The sequence below is a fragment of the Gaetbulibacter sp. M240 genome (assembly GCF_043876815.1).
Taxonomy (GTDB): Bacteria; Bacteroidota; Bacteroidia; order Flavobacteriales; family Flavobacteriaceae; genus Gaetbulibacter_A.
The window spans coordinates 332,916-349,897 of the sequence record NZ_JBAWKA010000001.1 but is presented as its reverse complement, the minus strand read 5'-3'; the positions used below and the strand labels follow the sequence as shown (position 1 = coordinate 349,897).

At 37.8% G+C, this 16,982-nt stretch carries 14 protein-coding genes; 8 read left to right on the top strand and 6 right to left on the bottom strand.

The features are described from left to right. Positions 1 to 104 precede the first annotated feature (104 nt). Positions 105 to 4,493, bottom strand: a complete 4,389-nt coding sequence (gene dnaE, locus V8G61_RS01610) for a DNA polymerase III subunit alpha (protein ID WP_394873679.1) — start codon at positions 4,491 to 4,493, stop codon at positions 105 to 107. Between the two features lie 465 nt (positions 4,494 to 4,958). Here dnaE and V8G61_RS01605 point away from each other — a divergent pair, with 465 nt between their 5' ends. The 3 genes from V8G61_RS01605 to V8G61_RS01595 all read left to right on the top strand — a co-directional run bounded on the left by V8G61_RS01605 (position 4,959) and on the right by V8G61_RS01595 (position 6,952). Beyond that, entirely contained in the window at positions 4,959 to 5,624 is a 666-nt protein-coding gene (locus tag V8G61_RS01605) for a 30S ribosomal protein S16 (RefSeq protein WP_394873678.1), read from the top strand. A 62-nt stretch (positions 5,625 to 5,686) separates the two neighbouring features. Then, the gene (gene rimM / locus V8G61_RS01600) at positions 5,687 to 6,217 is read left to right on the top strand and encodes a ribosome maturation factor RimM (protein WP_394873677.1); all 531 of its coding nucleotides are present in this window, start codon (positions 5,687 to 5,689) and stop codon (positions 6,215 to 6,217) included. Positions 6,218 to 6,238: 21 nt separating this feature from the next. Further along, a complete protein-coding gene (locus V8G61_RS01595) occupies positions 6,239 to 6,952 on the top strand; it encodes a tRNA1(Val) (adenine(37)-N6)-methyltransferase (protein WP_394873676.1) in 714 nt (237 codons plus the stop codon). Here V8G61_RS01595 and V8G61_RS01590 read toward each other — a convergent pair whose 3' ends face one another. After that, positions 6,953 to 8,263: an amino acid permease gene (locus tag V8G61_RS01590; RefSeq protein ID WP_394873675.1), complete on the bottom strand. Its 1,311-nt coding sequence runs from the start codon at positions 8,261 to 8,263 to the stop codon at positions 6,953 to 6,955. It lies immediately after the preceding gene. 73 nt (positions 8,264 to 8,336) lie between these two features. On the opposite strand from V8G61_RS01590, the gene V8G61_RS01585 reads away from it, so the two are divergent. The 5 genes from V8G61_RS01585 (at position 8,337) to V8G61_RS01565 (ending at position 13,194) form a co-directional block, all read left to right on the top strand. Beyond that, on the top strand, positions 8,337 to 9,425 hold the full coding sequence (locus tag V8G61_RS01585; protein ID WP_394873674.1) for an SRPBCC family protein: 1,089 nt from the start codon (positions 8,337 to 8,339) through the stop codon (positions 9,423 to 9,425). Positions 9,426 to 9,556: 131 nt separating this feature from the next. Then, positions 9,557 to 10,735, top strand: coding sequence for an acyl-CoA dehydrogenase family protein (locus tag V8G61_RS01580; RefSeq protein ID WP_394873673.1), 1,179 nt, complete (start codon positions 9,557 to 9,559; stop codon positions 10,733 to 10,735). Between the two features lie 77 nt (positions 10,736 to 10,812). After that, positions 10,813 to 11,601 carry a DUF3050 domain-containing protein gene (locus tag V8G61_RS01575; RefSeq protein ID WP_394873672.1) on the top strand — a complete coding sequence of 263 codons (789 nt, stop codon included), beginning with the start codon at positions 10,813 to 10,815 and terminating at the stop codon, positions 11,599 to 11,601. 50 nt (positions 11,602 to 11,651) lie between these two features. Further along, positions 11,652 to 12,389 carry an SGNH/GDSL hydrolase family protein gene (locus tag V8G61_RS01570; protein WP_394873671.1) on the top strand — a complete coding sequence of 246 codons (738 nt, stop codon included), beginning with the start codon at positions 11,652 to 11,654 and terminating at the stop codon, positions 12,387 to 12,389. A 1-nt stretch (position 12,390) separates the two neighbouring features. Then, complete coding sequence (locus V8G61_RS01565; protein WP_394873670.1) at positions 12,391 to 13,194, top strand: DUF1853 family protein; 804 nt, start codon at positions 12,391 to 12,393, stop codon at positions 13,192 to 13,194. Here V8G61_RS01565 and V8G61_RS01560 read toward each other — a convergent pair whose 3' ends face one another. From V8G61_RS01560 to V8G61_RS01545, 4 genes are all read right to left on the bottom strand, one after another. Beyond that, positions 13,195 to 13,524 (bottom strand): ferredoxin, encoded by a 330-nt coding sequence (locus tag V8G61_RS01560; protein WP_394873669.1) that lies wholly within the window; start codon positions 13,522 to 13,524, stop codon positions 13,195 to 13,197. It abuts the gene before it with no gap. 186 nt (positions 13,525 to 13,710) lie between these two features. Further along, positions 13,711 to 14,040 carry a hypothetical protein gene (locus V8G61_RS01555; RefSeq protein ID WP_394873668.1) on the bottom strand — a complete coding sequence of 110 codons (330 nt, stop codon included), beginning with the start codon at positions 14,038 to 14,040 and terminating at the stop codon, positions 13,711 to 13,713. A 6-nt stretch (positions 14,041 to 14,046) separates the two neighbouring features. Continuing rightward, the gene (locus V8G61_RS01550; RefSeq protein ID WP_394874478.1) at positions 14,047 to 15,450 is read right to left on the bottom strand and encodes an NADH-quinone oxidoreductase subunit N; all 1,404 of its coding nucleotides are present in this window, start codon (positions 15,448 to 15,450) and stop codon (positions 14,047 to 14,049) included. Positions 15,451 to 15,492: 42 nt separating this feature from the next. Next, the gene (locus tag V8G61_RS01545) at positions 15,493 to 16,980 is read right to left on the bottom strand and encodes a NuoM family protein (RefSeq protein WP_394873667.1); all 1,488 of its coding nucleotides are present in this window, start codon (positions 16,978 to 16,980) and stop codon (positions 15,493 to 15,495) included. Positions 16,981 to 16,982: the final 2 nt, after the last annotated feature.

Genomic DNA, 16,982 nt, shown 5'->3' with positions numbered 1-16,982 from the left:
CAAAATTAGTCAAAAATTTCCCGAAAGCTTACACCTCTTTTATTTGTTTTACTTATAGCTTTATCAATCGGTGCTATTGCATGACAAAACTGAGTCTCAAAGGCTTAATTTAATTTATAACGCAGGTCTCGTTCCTCAAGTTCATCCAGCAATTCCTGACTTACTTTTACCTTTTGTTTTCGGCTAGGCATGGTTAATTTTATTTCATCCTTGGCATCGTAAATAATGAAATTAAGGCCTTGATTGCCAGGATGCATTTTTAGAAGATCCTTCAACGCTAAAATATGATCTTCCTGAAGTTGATTGATATCCACCTGGATCGACAATTTCTTCGCATAGGCCTCCATAACATCATGAAGCAATTGAAAATTATTGAACTGCAAACGAGGTTCACCGCGCTCACCAGTGTTCTTATTGATCCATCCCTCACGAATAAAACAGCGTACGAATACAAAATTATTTTTCATTAAAAAATGACGAAATTTCAGGTATTCTTCACCAAAAATGCGAAATTCAAAACTATCGGTATAATCTTCAATCGTAAATAAAGCCCAGCCTTTTCCTTGTTTACTCACCCGATGTTGTACATCAGTTACCACACCGCCAAATACCAGTTCCCTATTGATGTATGCTTCCAAGCTTGAAAACATGCCAACTGTACTATTGCAAAAAGTGCGCATTTCAGTTTTAAAATCATCCAACGGATGCCCTGAAATATAAATACCAACAACTTCACGTTCTTTGCTCAGTTTTTCCATAGTACCCCACTCTTCACATGGTGGCACTTGAGGCTCTGCAATCTGAACATTACTGGCGTCGCCAAATAAACTTACCTGCGCTGAATTTTCATTTTCCTGATGTTTCGCCCCGTATTTTATAGCTTTTTCCAGAAACGTGATCCCATCGCCATCGTCGTGGAAATATTGCGCACGGTGTGTTTTATTAAAACAATCCAATCCACCGGCAAGTGCGAGATTTTCAAAGGCTTTTTTATTAGCAGCACGCAGATCGATCCGTTTTGTTAGGTCGAAAATAGAACTATAAGGTCCGTCATCTTTTCTGTTCTCCACAATGGTTTTTACTGCTCCATGACCCACACCCTTTATGGCTCCCATACCAAAACGCACAGCACCTTCTTTGTTTACCGAAAATTTGTAATACGATTCATTAACGTCCGGGCCAAGTACCGGTAATTTCATGCGCTTACATTCCTCCATAAAAAAGGTCACCTGCTTGATGTCGTTCATGTTATTGGATAATACAGCTGCCATGTATTCCGCAGGATAGTGGGCCTTTAAATAGGCTGTTTGGTAAGCAATCCAGGCATAACACGTAGAGTGCGATTTATTGAAAGCATAACTCGCGAAGGCTTCCCAATCTTTCCATACTTTTTCAAGAATTTTAGGGTCATGCCCATTCCCACTGGCCTGCTCGATAAATTTAGGTTTCATTTTATCGAGTACCGCAATTTGCTTTTTACCCATGGCTTTACGAAGCACGTCGGCTTCACCTTTGGTAAAGTTGGCTAGCTTTTGCGATAGGAGCATCACCTGCTCCTGATACACCGTGATTCCATAAGTTTCCTGGAGATACTCTTCCATAGCCGGAAGATCGTATTCAATAGCCTCATCACCGTGTTTTCGGCGTACGAAACTCGGAATGTATTCCATAGGTCCCGGACGATATAAGGCATTCATGGCAATAAGATCTTCAAACACTGTAGGTTTTAAATCCTTTAAGTGTTTTTGCATCCCTGGCGATTCGTACTGAAATACCCCTACGGTTTCACCGCGTTGGAACAACTTATATGTTTTTTCATCATCTAGTGGAAAATTATCCGGGTCTAGAACTATACCATGCTTTGCCTTTACGATCTTAACCGTGTCTTTTATTAAGGTCAGAGTTTTTAATCCCAGGAAATCCATTTTCAGCAAGCCCGCCGATTCTACGACCGAGTTGTCAAACTGGGTGACATACAACTCTGAATCTTTCGCCGTGGCCACCGGTACAAATTTGGTAATATCATCCGGCGTAATGATCACACCACAGGCATGAATCCCCGTATTTCGCACAGAACCTTCAAGAGTTCGAGCCGTATTCACCGTTTCGGCCTCCAAGTCTGAACCCTCAGAAATATTTAAAAGTTGGTTTACTTTTTCAAGATCATCCGAGCGGAACTTTTGGCTTAGTTCCTTTGCATCCAGTCCAAAGATCTTGTTCAACTTCGACATGTTTGGAATCAGCTTAGCAATTCTATCAGCATCAAACAGTGGCAGATCCAGCACACGTGCCGTATCTCGAATAGAGGACTTGGCAGCCATGGTACCATAAGTAATGATCTGAGCAACCTGATTGGCGCCGTATTTTTTGATCACATAATCCATAACCCGACTTCGACCTTCATCATCAAAATCAATATCAATATCGGGCATACTGATACGATCCGGATTCAGGAAACGCTCAAAAAGTAGATCGTACTTTAGCGGATCGATATTGGTGATCCATAAGCAATAGGCTACCACCGAACCTGCTGCAGACCCTCGACCGGGCCCCACAGACACGTCCATATTTCGCGCTTCGCGAATGAAGTCTTCTACAATTAAAAAGTACCCCGGATAACCCGTATTTTCTATGACACTCAGTTCAAAATCTATACGTTCTTTGATCTCTTCAGACAGTAAATCCCCATAGCGTTTTTTAGCCCCTTCATAGGTTAAGTGACGTAAATAAGCATTTTCACCACGCTTCCCACCATCTTCCTTATCGGTCTCATTCTTGAATTTATCTGGAATATCAAAAGCAGGTAATAGCACATCGCGAGCTAATTGGTAGGGCTCAATTTTATCTAAAACCTCCTGAATGTTACTAATAGCTTCGGGAACATCCTTGAACAAAGCTTTCATTTCGTCTGCCGACTTAAAATAGTAATTTTGATTCGGGAGTCCGTAGCGATAACCACGACCGCGACCAATCGGCGTAGCCTGTTTTTCACCATCTTTAACACACAATAAAATATCGTGCGCATTGGCATCCTCCTGGTTTTGATAATAAGTGTTATTTGTGGCAACAACCTTTATGTTATGCTTTTTGGAAAACTGAATAAGTACGGGGTTCACACGGTTCTCATCCTCTTGGTCATGACGCATCAATTCAATATACAGGTCGTCACCAAATTGTTCTTTCCACCATAATAAAGCATCTTCCGCCTGATTTTCGCCAACGTTAAGGACCTTACTTGGCACCTCCCCATATAGATTGCCCGTTAGCACGATCAAATCTTCCTTATAGGTTTCAATGAGTTGTTTATCTATTCTAGGTACGTAATAAAACCCATCAACAAAAGCATGCGATGATAATTTTGCCAGATTGTGGTATCCATTTTTATTTTTAGCTAAAAACACCACTTGGTAACCATTATCTTTTCGGGTTTTATCTTTATGGTCTTCACACACAAAAAACTCACAACCAAGAACAGGTTTTATTTCTTTTTCCGCTATGGTCTCACCATTGGCCTCGGCTTCCGCTAACTTAGATTTTATAGACCCATTATAGCGGTTCACCGCATTGATAAAATGAAAAGCCCCCATCATATTGGCATGATCGGTCAAGGCTACAGCAGGCATGTGATCTTTGGCGGCGGCGTCTACCAGATCGGCAACACTCATAGTAGATTGTAGCACCGAAAACTGGGAGTGGTTATGTAAATGCGCAAAGGAGACCTCCTGAAGTTCAGAAACATTCTGTTGGATATCCTCCTTTGTTATATCAGGCTCAGATTGTTTTTTAAGGCGCTCCCTGATCTTCGCACTTTCCCGCTTTAAATTAATATGCTTTAAGCCAATGAGCGCGATCTCTTTCGGATTTTCCTCCTGAAATTTTTTGAAATAATCCGGAGCAACATCCAACTCTTCTTTGGTAAATTCTTCAATACGAATAAGCTCCAAAAAACAACGTGTTGTAGCTTCCACATCGGCGGTCGCATTATGTGCTTCAGCAAAGGGCTCATGAAATAAATATTCGTGTAACTCGGTTAAAGTTGGCAATTTGAATTTTCCATAACGCCCACCGGGAATCTCACATAGCTCAGCGGTATGTTCAGTACAAGTATCCAAAACCGGAAGTTCCTGCAAAGGGTTGGCCACATCGCTACGCACAAATTCCGCACCCATAATATTAAGATCGAACTTCACATTCTGACCAACAATAAACTTGGTCTTCGACATGGCTTCATTGAATTTTTCGAGCACCTCCATTAAGGGCACACCCTCTTCTTGTGCTAATTCCGTAGAAATACCGTGTATTTTTTCAGCGTCATAAGGAATATTGAAGCCATCAGGCTGAATTAAATAATCCTGATGATCGATACAATTACCCATGCCATCATGCAATTGCCAGGCAATCTGAATACAGCGAGGCCAATTATCCGTATCGGTAATCGGGGCATCCCAGCGTTTAGGCAATCCAGTAGTTTCGGTATCAAAAATCAAGTACATATGTGTTCTCCTTTGGCGCGTTAAAAATTCAGAATAAAGGAATAAAAATACATCAAAAACCTACTTGTTTAAAGTTAAGTTATAAACATTTGTAAACAAAAAAAGCACAACCTTACAGGCCGTGCTTTTTCCACGAAAATTAATATCTAAGATACTAACATTTTTGGTCTTTTCTAAAAATGCGAACAATGTCACATCCGTGATACTTAAGATAAAAACATAAACACTTGATTACAAACTTTTTAACAATATTTAATAGAATTTCTTAAGGTTTAACATTTATTGAACGCTCATTTAACATCTGCAGATTTTCAATACTTTTTATTTAAAATTTCTAAACCATCTCGAATTGTGAATTTTAAGACCTTAAATGATTAAAATAATTTGGTTGAAAATTCAAAATTATATATTATCTTTGCGCCCTCATTAATAACCGAGGTCGTGAACCTCAATTAATTAATTATTATGCCAGTAAAAATTAGATTACAAAGACACGGTAAAAAAGGGAAACCTTATTATTGGATTGTTGCAGCCGATGCACGTGCAAAGCGTGATGGTAAGTACTTAGAAAAATTAGGATCTTATAATCCTAACACCAATCCAGCGACTATCGATTTAAATATTGATGGTGCTGTACAGTGGTTACAAAACGGTGCGCAACCAACAGATACCGCGAAGAACATCTTATCTTACAAAGGAGCCTTATTGAAAAAACACCTCTTAGGTGGTGTTGCTAAAGGGGCTTTAACTGAAGAGCAAGCTGAGAAGAAATTCCAGGCTTGGTTGGAAGAAAAAGAAGCTAAGATCCAATCAAAAGCTGAAGGTTTGTCTAAAGCCGAAGCTAAAGCTAAAGCTGAAAGAATAGCTGCTGAAAAAGCAGTAAACGAAGCTCGATTAGCTGCAGCTGAACCTGAAGTAGAAGAAGCCGAAGAAACAGAAGAAGCTACTGAAGCTGCTGCTGAGACTGAAGCACCTGCTGCTGAAGAGACTGCTACTGAGGAAACTGCTGAAGTTGAAGCTAAGGAAGAAGCTCCTGCGAAAGAAGAAGCTCCAGAAGCTGAAGCCAAGGAAGAAGCTCCTGCTGAAGAAGAAGCGGCTGAAAAACCAAAAGCTGCAAAAGAAGAAGAATAAAAATTTATTTTTTATACTTTTAAACTCCGATAGCTACTATCGGAGTTTTTTATTTTTATACCATGCAAAAAGAAGACTGCTTTTATTTAGGAAAGATTGTAAAAAAATACAGTTTCAAAGGCGAATTATTGGCTAAATTAGATACCGACCAACCGGAATTATACGAAAATTTAGATGCCATTTTTTTGGAGCTTCGTGGAAGCTTGGTTCCCTTTTTTATCGAGGAGTTGCAACTACATAAATCGGAGTTACTGCGAATAAAATTCGAAGATGTCGATACTGAGGCGGATGCCGACAGCCTTTTAAAAAGCGGCCTTTATTTACCCCTTGACCTACTGCCAAAATTAGAGGGTAATAAATTCTATTTTCATGAAGTTTTGGGTTTTAAGGTCATCGATAAGAACTTTGGAGACGTGGGAATCTTGAAAGCTATAAACGATTCTACAGCACAATCCCTTTTTGTGATCGATCACGAGGGCACGGAGATCTTAATTCCTATGAATGATGACTTCATTAAAGAAGTAAATCGAAAAAATAAAACGATTTTAGTAGCTGCGCCCGAAGGTCTGATTGATCTCTATTTGGAAGACTAACACGATCGAAATCCGGGTGCTATGAGTAAGCCTTTTAAATTCAAACAATTTACGATTCATCAGGATCGCTGTGCCATGAAAATCGGGACGGACGGCGTGCTGCTTGGAGCTTGGACACCGCTTGAGAACAAACCTTATTCTATTTTAGATATTGGCGCTGGTACCGGCGTTATTGCGCTGATACTTGCACAACGGAGCACCGCTGAAATTATTGATGCCATTGAAATTGACGATAACGCATATGAACAATGTGTAGAGAATTTTGAAGCGGCGCCATGGAACGATCGCTTGTTCTGTTATCATGCCTCACTTGAAGAATTTGTGAATGAAATAGAGGACAAATACGACCTGATTGTTTCAAATCCGCCGTTTTATTCTGAAGATTATAAAACTGATAATAATCAGAGGGATATGGCGCGATTTGTTGATGCTTTACCCTTCAATCATTTAATCAAAAGTGCTTCAAAACTATTGTCTGAATCTGGTGTTTTTTCAGTGATTATTCCATTTAAAGAAGAAGAAAAATTTCTGACTTTAGCCAAAAATTACGGTTTGTTTCCACACCGAATACTTCATGTAAAAGGCCAACCAAATTCAATTACAAAACGTAGTCTTATCGCGTTTTCCTTCCGCGAAAGCGACCTAAAAAAAGAAGAACTTATTATAGAAATCTCTCGACACGATTACACCGAAGATTACATTGCCTTGACCAAAGATTTCTATTTAAAGATGTAATTATTTCACTCGTTTGTTGTAGCGCATAATGAGATAAAAGGGTATTCCTAAAAGCAATAAGATAAATCCGTAAAAAACGGTATCGGCACCTGAACCAAAAATAGCCCAAAGAGAAAAGGTAAATCCCAGTCCACCCAAAACAAAGGTTTTTATAACACTATTGAGGTGTAATTTCCTTTCAATTACAATTAAAATATATGCCGCTGAAGTAAGCAAATACGGCACTAAAACCGCAAAAACTGAAACATCAGCTATCATTTTAAATTGTTCAGCCAATCCACCTCCATAACTCGCAATCATGCCAATACTGGTTAATGTACTTCCTATTACCAGTCCATATACAGGGGCGCCATTTTTGTTTTCTTTCTTAAAAATTTTAGGAAATAATTCGTCTCTAGCCGTTGCCATGGGAACTTGTGCAGATATAAGTATCCATCCATTTAAAACACCAATTCCTGAAATAACGACGCCTACAGCTATAAAATACCCTCCAAAATCTCCTGCTATGAGTTGAGCTGCATCTGCAAAAGGTTTTGGATTATCCCGTAATACGCTATTAGGGAGAATACCAAATAAAACAATAGTAGCCAAAATATATATAATGGCGGTGAAAATTGTACCAATCATGGTTGCTTTTGGCACTGTAATATCAGGATCTTTAACGTTCCCTGCTGGAATTGAGGCAGACTCAAGACCTAAAAAAGCGAAAAGTGTATACACGGATACGGCAGGTAGTGTTAAAAAATTACTCTCTGAAGTTAGATTGAAAGCGGGGAAATTTTCAATTTTAAAAAAGAATACACCAAAAATTATAATAAATAATAAAGGCACTACCTTAAGGACAGTTGTAACGACTTGAAATTTTCCAGACTCTTTAATTCCCCTTGAATTGACCCAGGTAAAAAGCCAAATAAGAGCCAAACTTACACCTAATGCCATTAAGGGGTCTGTTTTTAGAACCGGGAAAAAGAAACTCAAAGCGCCTACAACGCCAATTACTATGGCACCATTCCCCAACCACACACAGATCCAATAACCCCAAGCTACAAGAAAGCCAATAAAATCACCAAAACCTTCTCTTGAAAACACATAAGGACCACCACTTTTGTTAACAATAATTTTACTTAAATTACTGAAAATTTTAGCTAAAATGATAGCTCCGGCCGCGGTAAACACCCAGCCTAGCAAACTAATACTTCCAAATTCTGCTAATGTGGTAGGTAAAACAAAAATTCCAACACCAATCATATTTCCAATAACTAAAGAGGTGGTTGTAATTAAACCAATTTTTTGAGGTTTTTTTGAAGTCATTTAAAGTACTTTAAAGGTAGGTATGGTTTAATTATGTACATTACAGGCGACTAAATATACAATTAAATAGGATATGGCCTACAGTTTTTATATCGACCCTGATATTAGAAAAGCAGAAACCTTACCCGCATCTTTTTATAAGGATACTCGGTTGTTTGAAGACCTGAAAGAAAAGGTATTTTTAAAGTCCTGGCAATGGATTGGCGATAAGGCATTGGTCGCCAAAAAACAGTCGGTGCATCCGTTTGTGCTTCTCGATGGATATCTCACCGAACCCATGCTGCTTACCAGAGACAACGATGATACCCTATCTTGTTTAACTAATGTGTGTACCCATCGTGGAAATCTGGTAGCTATAGAACCGGGAGTTTCAAGAAAACTTGTATGCCGCTATCATGGTCGGAGTTTTAATTTAAAGGGGGATTTTGAACAAATGCCTGAGTTTGAACAGACCAAAGATTTCCCGAGGCCTTGCGATAGTTTGCACCGCTTTGCATTGAAACAATGGGGGCCCTTTTTGTTTGCCGGATTAAACTCTGATTTTGATTTTCAGGAAGTTTTGGATGTTATGAATGAGCGTATTGGGTTCTTACCTTTAGATGAGTTTAAAGAAGATAAAAGCCTGCACAAAGATTTTATGGTAAACGCCCATTGGGCGTTGTACTGTGATAATTATCTGGAAGGGTTTCACGTTCCGTTTGTACATAACGATCTGAATGCCGTTTTGGACTATGGCAGTTATAAAACTGAAATCTACAAACATTGCAATGTCCAGATTGGCTACACCAACAGTGATGAGAATACCTTCGATCTTCCTAAAGGCCATATTGATTACGGTAAACATGTTGCAGCCTATTACTTTTGGGTATTTCCCAATATGATGTTCAATTTTTACCCTTGGGGTTTGTCTGTCAACCTGGTAAAACCATTAAGCATTAATAGAACAAAAGTGTCTTTTTTAAGTTACGTTTATGATCGGTCGAATTTAGAAAAGGGTGCAGGAAGCAATCTTGATAAGGTTGAGAAGGAAGATGAGGACGTGGTGGAGAATGTTCAAAAAGGCGTGCGCTCTTCATTTTACAAGGCCGGTAGATTCTCGCCTACACGAGAGCAAGGCGTACATCATTTTCATCGCCTGTTAGCTTCATTCATTAATCAATAATTCAGCAAATTATTTCCTTATTTTGGGCGTTAAAAATCATTTACTTTGGTTAAATTTGACATCTATTCAATTTTTAATAAAAAAGGATTGTATAATTTACGAATATTGCATTCAACACCGTATAAAAAAGCATGAAACCAGATTTATTTGAAGCACCGGATTATTACAATATAGACGAGCTGTTAACCGACGAACATAAACTAGTACGTCAGGCTGCCCGAGACTGGGTAAAACGCGACGTATCACCTATTATTGAAGACTATGCTCAAAAAGCTGAATTTCCAAAACAGATCATTAAAGGTCTGTCCGAAATTGGTGCTTTTGGGCCCTACATTCCCTTGGAATATGGCGGCGCCGGATTAGATCAAATTTCTTATGGACTTATCATGCAGGAAATAGAGCGTGGTGATTCCGGTGTCCGAAGTACAGCTTCAGTTCAATCGTCATTGGTCATGTACCCAATTTGGAAATATGGTAACGAAGAGCAACGACAAAAATACCTACCGAAATTAGCGAGTGGTGAATGGATGGGGTGTTTCGGACTTACCGAACCCGATCACGGGAGTAATCCCGGTGGCATGGTAACCAATTTTAAAGATAAGGGTGATCATTATCTATTGAATGGTGCCAAGATGTGGATCAGTAATGCTCCTTTTGCAGATGTAGCTGTAGTTTGGGCTAAAAATGAAGAAGGTCGTATCCATGGCTTAATTGTTGAACGCGGGATGGCAGGTTTTTCTACCCCGGAAACACATAATAAATGGTCGTTAAGAGCTTCAGCGACAGGCGAACTAATTTTTGATAATGTGAAAGTTCCTAAAGAAAATTTATTACCTAATAAATCTGGATTAGGCGCTCCACTTGGTTGTTTAGATTCTGCTCGATATGGTATAGCCTGGGGAGCTATTGGTGCTGCTATGGATTGCTATGACACGGCCTTGCGTTACAGTAAAGAGCGTACACAATTTGGCAAACCTATTGGCCAGTTTCAATTGCAACAAAAGAAGTTGGCTGAAATGATCACAGAAATTACAAAAGCACAACTTTTAGCCTGGCGATTAGGAGTTATGAAAGAGAACGGTACCGCCACCACGGCCCAGATATCGATGGCGAAACGCAACAATGTAGATATGGCGATACATATTGCCCGGGAAGCCCGTCAAATTTTAGGCGGCATGGGGATTACAGGCGAATATAGCATCATGCGCCATATGATGAATTTGGAAAGTGTAATAACCTATGAAGGGACCCATGATATTCATTTACTTATTACCGGTTTGGACGTCACCGGTTTGAATGCCTTTAAGTAATAAAACCATAACAAAACTTTATAAAATTCTGGTTTCAAAAAGGTCATTGAAATGTTATTTTTGTAAAAAATTGCGCCATGACCATAGATTATATTCACAAGGCTATTAAGCCTTATCAGAAGAACTTACTGAACCATTCCCTGTACAATAAAATTAAAACGGTTAATGACTTACAACTGTTTTTGCAGCATCATGTTTTTGCGGTTTGGGATTTTATGTCTTTATTGAAAGCCCTTCAAAATAAATTAACCTGTACAACCACGCCGTGGATGCCGCTTGGGAATCCTGAAACCCGCTATTTAATTAATGAAATTGTTTTAGCCGAAGAAACCGATATTGACCAGTTTGGACATCGCAAAAGTCATTACGAACTTTACATAGATGCGATGCGCGATGCCCAAGCGAATACCGAATTAGTAACGGATTTTTTAGACCACATTCAGGAAACCAAAAACATTTTCGTTTCCATTAAAAATAGTCCGTTACCCGAAGCTGTAAAAGACTTTTTAAATTTCACCTTTGAACTTATTGAACAGGGTCAGCCACATGAGATTGCTTCGGCATTCACATTCGGACGGGAAGATCTCATACCGGAAATGTTTACCGAGATTTTGAAGAAATTTCAAAGTAACCTCAACGAAATTGATCTATCTAAACTCATTTACTATTTTGAGCGCCACATCGAATTGGACGGTGATGAGCATGGCCCTATGGCAATGACAATGATTTCTGAATTATGTGGTGATGACCAAAATAAATGGCAAGCTGTTGAGGAGATTGCTAAACGTGCTCTTGAAAAACGTATTGCGTTATGGGACTGCATTGAATACCTCATAGAAGAAAGACAGCCCGTAGCGCAGTACTAAAGTGAAACAGTGTCGTTAAAATAATTCATTATCTTTACTAAAAATGTTCTATGAGACAGAAACTGTATATGATTCTGAGTACCATTGTACTCTTTATTGGCTGTAGTAACGGCGAACTGCCTTCGGATCCTGAAAATCCTTTAAATACGGCTTCGGAAGCTGAAACGCCTTCTCTCGACGATAATATTACCAGGTTATTAGCTCTGGGGGATAGTTATACCATTGGTGAAAGTGTCTGTGAAACTTGCAGGTTTCCTGAGCAATTAAAAGATAGTTTGATCAAGAATTTAAGTTCGAGCGATCCTGTGGAACTCGATATTATCGCCAGAACCGGATGGACAACAACCAACCTAATAAACAGTATTAATTCTGAAAACCCACCTTCCAATTATGATCTGGTAACCCTTTTAATTGGCGTCAATAATCAATATCAGGGAAAGTCGTTTTCTATTTATGAAGACGAATTTCCTCAGCTTTTGAATACAGCTATTGAAAAAGCTGGAAATGATAAAAATAATGTTGTTGTTGTATCTATACCTGACTATGCGTTTACACCTTTTGGTAGAGGAAGTACCAGTATTTCTGAAGAAATCGACAAGTACAACAGTTTTGCTCAAGATTACTGTAATTTAAAAGAAATCACTTTTGTAAACATCACAGATATTACGCGTGAAGGTTTAGATAAGCCCGAATTGGTAGCCTCAGACGGCCTTCATCCATCAGCGTTGGCATACAGCAAGTTTGTGGAAAGAATTCTACCATTAGCCATTCAAAAATTAGAAGATTAACTTGAGCAACTCAGTTCAAAACCGTTATGAAGGTTTTTTGAATACGCCTGTATTATGGCTAGGCAAAAGCTTGTTTGATCTCAGTCCTTTTGAAATAATCTCAAAACCGACTCATTTTGATATCGCGATTGACAACCGTTTGAGGCTTGGGAATTACGTCGAACGTTTTGCTTTCTTCGAACTAAGGTCACATAAAAATATCACCATTTTAGCTGAGAATATTCAAATTCATGATGGAAAAACCACATTAGGGGAATTGGATTGCCTCTTTAAAAAAGACCAGCAAATTATCCATTTAGAAATTGTGTATAAGTTCTATTTGTACGACGGCTCGGTAGGTGAATCAGAAATTGACCATTTTATTGGACCGAATCGCAAGGATACTTTGGTTGAAAAGCTTTCAAAATTAAAGAACAAACAACTGCCTTTACTGCATTCAAAGGCCTGCCAAACCTATTTAAAATCCTTACGGTTGAAGTCAGAAGATCTGACTCAAAAGGTTTACTTTAAAGCACAGTTGTTCTTACCCCTTGAACAGCAAAATATTACCTTAAATAAAATAAACCCAGAGTGTGTATATGGGTTTTATATTCCTTGGAATAAGATTAATCAATTCGATACTTGTAAATTTTATATTCCAAATAAGAAAGATTGGTTGGTATCACCACATCCAAATGTAAATTGGATGTCTTTTGAGGTCTTTAAAAAAGAAGCTGAGTCGGATATAAATGATCGATTTTCACCTATGGTTTGGATAAAATCAAAAAACGGCGAATTACAAAAATGTTTTGTGGTTTGGTGGTGATTAACTTTCAGGAGCCAATTCAACTTCAAGACCTTCCATTTCTGGCGTCATAGGGATCTGACACCCTAAGCGGCTGTTATCTTTCACATCGAAAGCCTCAGATAACATAGCTTCTTCATCATCACTCATCTCAGGAAGTTCGGTATCGCTTAGAACATAGCATTGGCAAGATGCACACATGGCCATTCCGCCACAAACACCAATGGTACCCTCAGGAGCAAGTTCATACGAACGAACGACTTCCATAAGGTTCATGGCCATATCAGTTGGTGCTACAACCTCATGCGTTGTACCTTCTCTATCGGTTATCTTTATTTTAATATCAACCATTACTAATACTAATTATTTAATGCTTTTTTATCCTTAAAAAATAAGTGCAAAAATATAATTAAATTTTAGAATGGCATATTTTAATATCCTATAATTTTAATAGGATTAATAGGGTTATGAAATAATTTAATTCAAAATCATTAATAATCCGTGTTTTAGATATTAAATATTAGTAGATTGAATTGATTATTTTTCTCCATTGTTCCAATAATGCGGATTGGTACTTTGTGTTTTTTGATTCCAATAATCTTGGGTAACCTTATGGCCATCCAATGTTTTGAGTTTGCGTTCAAAAACCCAAATAGTGGGGTTAAAAACCATATCAGTAACCCCCACTGAATATAATTGTGGATCTTCGTTAGACTTTCTGGTTTCTTCTTCAGTGATAACCTCAAAACCATTATGTTCTAATAATTCTTTGAGAAAATTTCGTCGGTTTTCATCAACCCCCTTTTCAACAAAAGTAACTCTTGTTTCTCCTATACTTCCAAATGTATGTTTACCTGATAAAGCCATAATCTTCTAATTAAATGCATTACTTAATTGATAAATATAATCATACAAAGGGCTATATAATCCAATCACTAAAATACCAACAAATGCGATTATTAATCCTAGCCGCATGTATAGTTTGTTCTTAAAATATGGAATAGGGTTATTGCTTTTTCTTAAGAACATCGCTCTGACAACCAATAAGTAATAATAAAGGGAAATAGTAACGTTAACAACCGCCAAAAACACCAATAAATAGTAGCCTTTGCTCGCCGCTGCCGTGAACAAGAAGAACTTACCAAAGAAACCTGCTAAAGGAGGGATTCCTGCCAATGAAAACAAGGCTAACATCATGATTATACTTAAATTTGGATTGGTTCTATACAAGCCTTCATAATCATTCATGTTTTCTTTTCCTGTTTGCAAGGAAATAGCTTGTACAACACCAAACGCTGCCAAGTTTGAAAATATGTAAATCATGACGAAATAAACCATGGTTGCTGTGCCTAATTGTGACCCTGTTATCAAACCCAATAAAATAAATCCTGCTTGGGCAATAGACGAAAATGCCAAAAATCGCTTCATGTTTTGTTGTCTTAAAGCAAATAAATTACCAATAAACATGGTTGCTATGGCAATTACATATATCATATTCTCCCATACATGCATGAGTGGTTTTAAAACAGTGAACAATAAAATCATTAATATAAATACCGCAGCCCCTTTTGAAATGACAGACAAATAAGAAGCGATACTAATTGGAGCGCCTTCATATACATCTGCCGTCCAGAAATGAAATGGCACTAACGAAATTTTAAATGCTAATCCTGCAAAAAATAAGATCATTCCTAATAAGGTCAAATGGCTTGATGTGATCACTACAGTAATACTATCAAAATAAATGGAACCCGAAGTCGCATAAAGCATGGAAATTCCAAATAATGATACACCTGAGGCCAATGCAGCAGATAATATGAGCTTTATCCCTGCTTCACTGGATATTCGTTTTCCAATTTCAAAAGCTGCCAATGCTGCTACTGGTAAAGTAGATAATTCCAGCCCTAAATAAAACATCAAGAAATCTCCAGACGAAATCATAAAATACATACCAAGCAACGAGGAAAACAATAAAATAAAGAATTCACTTCCCTTGTTTTCACTGAATATTTTTTCCTTTAACCAATCAGCCGACTGCAATAATAAAATCAATACTCCAATATTTAATACGTTCTTAAAGAAATGAATCATTGTATTTGTTCGGAACATCCCTCCAAACAAACTATCCTCTTCAATGGCAAAAAAACCTATGGCCGTATGGATTCCAAAAAGAAATAGTGCTAAATGAATGATACTGCTTTTCTTTTCTACTCGAATAAAAATTTCGCCCATTAGCAATATCAAGATAATTGCCAAAAGCAAAATTTCATGCCGCATTAATAAAAAATTACTGAAATTCATTTTAGTTGTTCTTTTAAATTATAAAACACCTTTTATAAAAGGTTCAAGACTTGCTAAAATCATATCACTTAACCATAAAGGCGCAACCCCAATCCCCACTATAGGTATCAGTAATAACAATATTCCCGTTTTTTCAAACCAGGTTGCTCTATGCAACTCTAAAAAATCGTCATTTTTAACCGGCCCCATGAGCATGATACCAACCACCCTTAATACGTAAACTGCAGTCACCACAATGGCAGAAACAGAAATAATAGTGGCCACTCTATAAAACATATCATCATGTTGGAAAGCACCCACGAAAATGTTCATTTCTGCCACATATCCACTAAACCCAGGTAGTCCTAATGATGCCAAACCAGCTATAACGTAGATAACTGAAATAAAAGGTATTACTTTAAGCAATCCTCCTAATTTTCTAATATCCCTTGTGTGTGTTCTTTCGTAAATCATCCCAATTAAAGCGAAGAACAATGCCGTCATAAACCCATGAGAAAGTGATTGTAATATGGCACCATTCCAAGCCGTTTTATTTAACATTAACAGTGCAAACAACACCATCCCTAAGTGACTCACAGAAGAGTATGCATTAATGTACTTTAAGTCGGTTTGTTTGATGGCAGCAAATGCACCATAAATAACACCTATTACTGATAATATTATAAAGAACCATGACCAATGTAATGTTCCTTCAGGTAATAAAAACATAGCTACTCGAAAAACCCCATAACCACCTAGTTTCATTAAAACCCCTGCATGTAGCATGGATACTGCTGTTGGTGCTGACGCGTGGCCATCTGGCGACCATGTATGGAAAGGAAATAAAGCGCCGATTACTGCAAAACCAATAAAAGTTAATGGAAAAAATAGTTTTTGAGCTTCCAAAGGGATGTTCACTTGTGCAATTTCTAATATATTGAAAGTTAAAGGCCCCCCATCGGCATTTGAATTTAAGTAAATTCCTAAAATGCCAACCAATAATACCGCAGATGCTCCCATAAGCATCAATGTTAATTTCATTGCTGAATATTCTTTTGGTCCACTTCCCCAGATTCCAATTAACAAATACATGGGTATAACCGCAATTTCATAGAATACAAACATGGTAAATAAGTCTATAGAAATAAAGAACCCATAAACGCCCGTTGAAAGAACAATCAACGACACAAAGAATTCTTTGGGTAGGTCTTTCATTTTCCAGGAAATAAAAACACCTGCCAAAACAACAATAGAGGTTAAGACCAAAAGTGCTACTGAAATTCCATCAACACCAATACTATAATGAATATTGAATTGTTTAAACCAAACTAAATCTTTGGTAAAAATCATGATATCATTATTAACAGCTCTTTCTTTAAAATAAGCAAACACTAAATTTATGGCCATTCCCAATTGAACAAAACTTCCAACCATAGCTATTTGTCTGGCTTGTTTTAAACCCTTTGAAAACACCAATGCTAAAATGGTGATTACCGGTACTGCCACAAAAAGTGATAAAATATCCATAT